The following is a 3,694-nucleotide window of genomic DNA, read 5'->3' as shown; positions in this document are numbered from 1 at the left end:
CGGCGTAGCCGATCACGGCGAGAGGGAATCGGTACCCAGGAAGCTTCTGACCACTCAGCACCGCGTCACCCTACCCCAACAACTTGCCACAACCGCGGAATTTGATTTCGCAGAGACAACGTGATTAGGGCTGTCCCAGACCAGTGAGGGTCTGCCTCAGCCACCCCAGGTCCGCCCGCAGCAACGCCAGCTGACGGGAGACCGCCAGGTCCACACCGAACAGGCCCTGTCCGATGGCCCCCTCATGGACGGGGACGCGTTCGAGCTCGGCGATCTGCGCGTCCAGTTGCCTTGCGCGCTCGCCCAGCAGGCTGATCACCTCCGCGTTCGGAAGCTGGTTGACAAACATCATGCCCAGGTCACCGTAAAAGGCCACCGGTTCAGGCCGCGCGAGGTGTTCACGCAGCAATTCAAAGAAATGCGCCTCGCCGCTGGGTGTCAGGCCGTAGACGCGCCGGGCTGGACGGTGACCTTCCTGCTCAGTGGTGGCTTCGATCAGCCCCTTTTTCTCCAGCCGCTCGAGAGCGGCGTAGGCGGTGGCTTTTTTGAGGGTGCTGAAGCGGGAGAGGTTTTTCTCAATGAAATCGTTGAGCTGGTAGCCGTGCTGACGCTCGCTTTTGAGCAGGCCGAGCAGCAGCAGGGTGTTTGGATCGCTGGACATACGTCAGGTTAGTCCAGCCTTGACTATTCCCGCAAGGCCATCTAAAGTCAAGACGAGATTAGTCAAAATGGACTAATCAAACCAGACCTTGGGTCGCCCTCTCTCATCGAAAGGATTCCGCCATGTTTCTCGCCTTCCGCGAACTCCAGCACTACCGCTTCCGCTCCGTCCTGATCGGCGGCATCGTCGCCCTGATCGCCTTCATGGTCTTTATGCTCACCGGCCTGACCCGTGGGCTGGCCCAGGACAACGCCGCTCTGCTGATCGCCACCCCAGCCCGTCACTTCGTCACCACCCGCGACGCCGCGGGCGTGTTTAGCCGCTCGTTCCTCAGTCCCGACGACGTCAAGGCCGTCACCGCGATTGGCGGAAGCGCCGCCACACCCCTGGCCCAGAGCTTCGCGAGCTTCAGTGACGGAACGGACGGCACCCAGCTCAGCGGCGTGCTGCTGGGTATCGATCCAGAAAGCTTCCTGGCCCCGGACGTCACCGATGGTCAGGGCCTGAAGGCGGGCGTCCGCGGAGCCGTCGTGGACAGCTCACTCCAGGAAGACGGCGTGGGACTCGGCGACACGCTCACCCTCAAGCCCGGTGGGGAAACGCTCCAGGTCCTGGGCTTCACCCAGGCCGCGCGCCTCAACCACCAGCCAGTGGTCTTTGTGACGCTGGACCGCTGGCAGGCCCTCAATCCCCGCACCCGGGGCAGCGTGAGCGCGGTGGCTCTCCAGACCGACGCCGCTGTCACCAGCCAGATCAGCGACCTGGGCGGTCTCAGCGTCCTGACCCGCGCCCAGGCGCTGCAAGTGCTGCCCGGCTACAAGGAAGAGCAGGGCAGCCTGACGATGATCCAGGTGTTCCTGGTGGTGGTTGCCGCCTTCGTGCTGGCCGTGTTCTTCTACGTGCTGACCCTCCAGAAGACCCCACAGTTCGGCCTCTTGAAGGCCATCGGGGCCAGCACCCGCACCCTGGCAGGAAGCCTGGTTGCGCAGATGCTGTTCCTGACCGTTATTGCCGTGATGATTGCCGCCCTGGTCACCATGGGGATCGTCAGCCAGCTGCCCGCCGGCATACCGTTCGCGCTGACCCTGCCCACCTTGCTGGCGGCCTCAGGTCTGCTGATCGTGGTGGCCGCCCTGAGCAGCCTGTTGAGCCTGCGCACCGTCGCAAGGGTTGATCCGCTGATCGCCATTGGCACCGTGACCTGAAGCTTGTTGGGGCCCGTCGCCCCTTCAAACGCAAATCCCCTGACCCTTCATCTCTTTTTCTCAAGCAGGAGCACGTCATGACCCTGACCACCGAACGTCTGCACCTCGCCTCCATCCCGCACGCCGCCCTGACCACCCCCACCCTCTCGCTGCAGGGCGTCAGCAAGACGTACGGCGACGGTGACGGCACAATCACGGCCCTGCATCCGGCCACACTGGCGGTGCAACCCGGCGAACTGGTGGCCGTCAACGGTCCCTCCGGCAGCGGCAAGAGTACCTTCCTGTCGATCGCTGGGGCGCTGTTGCGGCCCACCACCGGGCAGGTCAGGATCGCCGGTCAGGATCTGACGGCCCTCTCTGACGCAGGGCTGCCTGCCTTCCGGCTGAAGCATCTCGGTTTTGTCCTCCAAAGCAGCAACCTGATTCCGTACCTGAACGTCCGTGAGCAGCTCACCCTGGTGCCGCATCTGGCGGGTGAGGATGGCCGGGACGCCCGTCAGAGGGCCGAAGACCTGCTGAAACTGCTGGGCCTCTCGGAACGGGCCCGGCATTTTCCGGACGCCCTCTCCGGTGGGCAGCGTCAGCGCGTCGCCATCGCCCGCGCGCTGATGAACGATCCGCAACTGATCCTGGCCGACGAGCCCACCGCCAGCCTCGACAGTGTCCGGGGCCGTGAAGTGGTGGAACTGCTGGCCCAGCAGGTGCATGAACGGGGCAAGGCCGCCGTAATGGTCACGCACGACGAGCGCGTGCTGGACCTGTGTGACCGCGTGGTGAGCATCGTGGACGGGCGGCTCCGGGAGTAGGGTGGCCCGCCCATTTCCTGACCGAGGCCCTTCTTCTTTATCCACCCATTCCCATCAGCCTGACCGCTCAAGGAGTGCTGCCATGACCACCCCCATCACCGTTCTTCGCTGGATCATTCGCATTGCTGGCATCGTGGCCCTGGGCATGGGGCTGGCCTTCTGGGGCGGCAGCGGGTACGCCCTGCTCAGCGCCCATCAGGGCCTGGGCTACCTCGTGACGGTAGCGCTGCTGCTGCTGGCCGTTCTCGGCTTCGGACGAGGCGTCGCGCCGGGGCTGCTGGGGCTGGCCCTCGTCTGGGGCCTGGTGGTTCCCGCCATCGGGGTGCTGCAACTCCGGTTGCTGCCGGGTGACCTGCACTGGATCATCCAGGTCTTCCATCTGCTGCTCGGCGTGGGGGCCATCGCGTTCTCCGAGATCATCGCGGGCCGCGCGCTGAAAGGCCGGGTGGCGGCGGCCTAAAGCGTTGCGGTACAGGCCGCGCCCCACTGCAAACCCACCCTTAGACCCTCAACCCACGGAGGAACCACCGATGATCACCGTCATGAACCGCATTGCCGTCCATCCCGAATACGCCGAAGCCTTTGAAGCCCGTTTTCTGGACCGCGCCCGGCTGGTGGATGAGATGCCCGGCTTCGTCAGCAACCAGGTGCTGCGCCCCGTCAATCCCGGCGAACCGTATGTCGTGCTGACGCTGTGGAACAGCCGGGAAGAGTTTGAGGCGTGGACCAGTTCCGACGCCTTCATCAAGGGCCACGCCCGCTCCAGTTCGCTCCCGAAAGAGGCGTTCAGCGGTCCCAACAAACTGGAGATTCACGAGGTCATTCAGGATTCCAGCCGCCCTGATCTGACACCGGAGCCGCGCGGCAAAGCCTTTGGCAGTCACTGAGCAGGGCGTCAGCCAGAGCGAAACGGGATGTCCGAGTAGGGGTTGTGGCAAGTTGTTGGCTATCAGAAAGCAGAGGGAAGTCAGGTACGTAAGCGGCCTGAACTTCAGGCCGCCTGTTCCACGACCTGCTGCCAG

Annotated in this window: 5 protein-coding genes; 4 read left to right on the top strand and 1 reads right to left on the bottom strand. The window is 64.5% G+C overall.

The window, feature by feature from the left end; genetic code table 11:
* Positions 1 to 124: 124 nt before the first annotated feature.
* Positions 125 to 661 carry a PadR family transcriptional regulator gene (locus HNQ08_RS26945; RefSeq protein WP_184138540.1) on the bottom strand — a complete coding sequence of 179 codons (537 nt, stop codon included), beginning with the start codon at positions 659 to 661 and terminating at the stop codon, positions 125 to 127.
* 122 nt (positions 662 to 783) lie between these two features.
* Here HNQ08_RS26945 and HNQ08_RS26940 point away from each other — a divergent pair, with 122 nt between their 5' ends.
* From HNQ08_RS26940 to HNQ08_RS26925, 4 genes are all read left to right on the top strand, one after another.
* Positions 784 to 1,866 carry an ABC transporter permease gene (locus HNQ08_RS26940; RefSeq protein WP_184138538.1) on the top strand — a complete coding sequence of 361 codons (1,083 nt, stop codon included), beginning with the start codon at positions 784 to 786 and terminating at the stop codon, positions 1,864 to 1,866.
* A gap of 77 nt (positions 1,867 to 1,943) precedes the next feature.
* Positions 1,944 to 2,672, top strand: a complete 729-nt coding sequence (locus HNQ08_RS26935) for an ABC transporter ATP-binding protein (protein WP_184138536.1) — start codon at positions 1,944 to 1,946, stop codon at positions 2,670 to 2,672.
* An 82-nt stretch (positions 2,673 to 2,754) separates the two neighbouring features.
* Positions 2,755 to 3,132 (top strand): hypothetical protein, encoded by a 378-nt coding sequence (locus tag HNQ08_RS26930; RefSeq protein ID WP_184138534.1) that lies wholly within the window; start codon positions 2,755 to 2,757, stop codon positions 3,130 to 3,132.
* A gap of 70 nt (positions 3,133 to 3,202) precedes the next feature.
* Positions 3,203 to 3,559, top strand: a complete 357-nt coding sequence (locus HNQ08_RS26925) for an antibiotic biosynthesis monooxygenase family protein (protein WP_184138532.1) — start codon at positions 3,203 to 3,205, stop codon at positions 3,557 to 3,559.
* Positions 3,560 to 3,694: the final 135 nt, after the last annotated feature.

Origin of the sequence: Deinococcus humi (genome assembly GCF_014201875.1) — a bacterium.
Taxonomy (GTDB): Bacteria; Deinococcota; Deinococci; order Deinococcales; family Deinococcaceae; genus Deinococcus; species Deinococcus humi.
Note: the sequence above shows the minus strand (reverse complement) of the source record. Positions and strands in the feature narration are given on the sequence as shown.

What these genes read in the sequence shown, in the direction of transcription:
- HNQ08_RS26945 (WP_184138540.1), bottom strand. Translation starts at nt 661, where the DNA reads ATGTCCAGCGATCCAAACACCCTGCTGCTGCTCGGCCTGCTCAAAAGC.
- HNQ08_RS26940 (WP_184138538.1), top strand. Translation starts at nt 784, where the DNA reads ATGTTTCTCGCCTTCCGCGAACTCCAGCACTACCGCTTCCGCTCCGTC.
- HNQ08_RS26935 (WP_184138536.1), top strand. Translation starts at nt 1,944, where the DNA reads ATGACCCTGACCACCGAACGTCTGCACCTCGCCTCCATCCCGCACGCC.
- HNQ08_RS26930 (WP_184138534.1), top strand. Translation starts at nt 2,755, where the DNA reads ATGACCACCCCCATCACCGTTCTTCGCTGGATCATTCGCATTGCTGGC.
- HNQ08_RS26925 (WP_184138532.1), top strand. Translation starts at nt 3,203, where the DNA reads ATGATCACCGTCATGAACCGCATTGCCGTCCATCCCGAATACGCCGAA.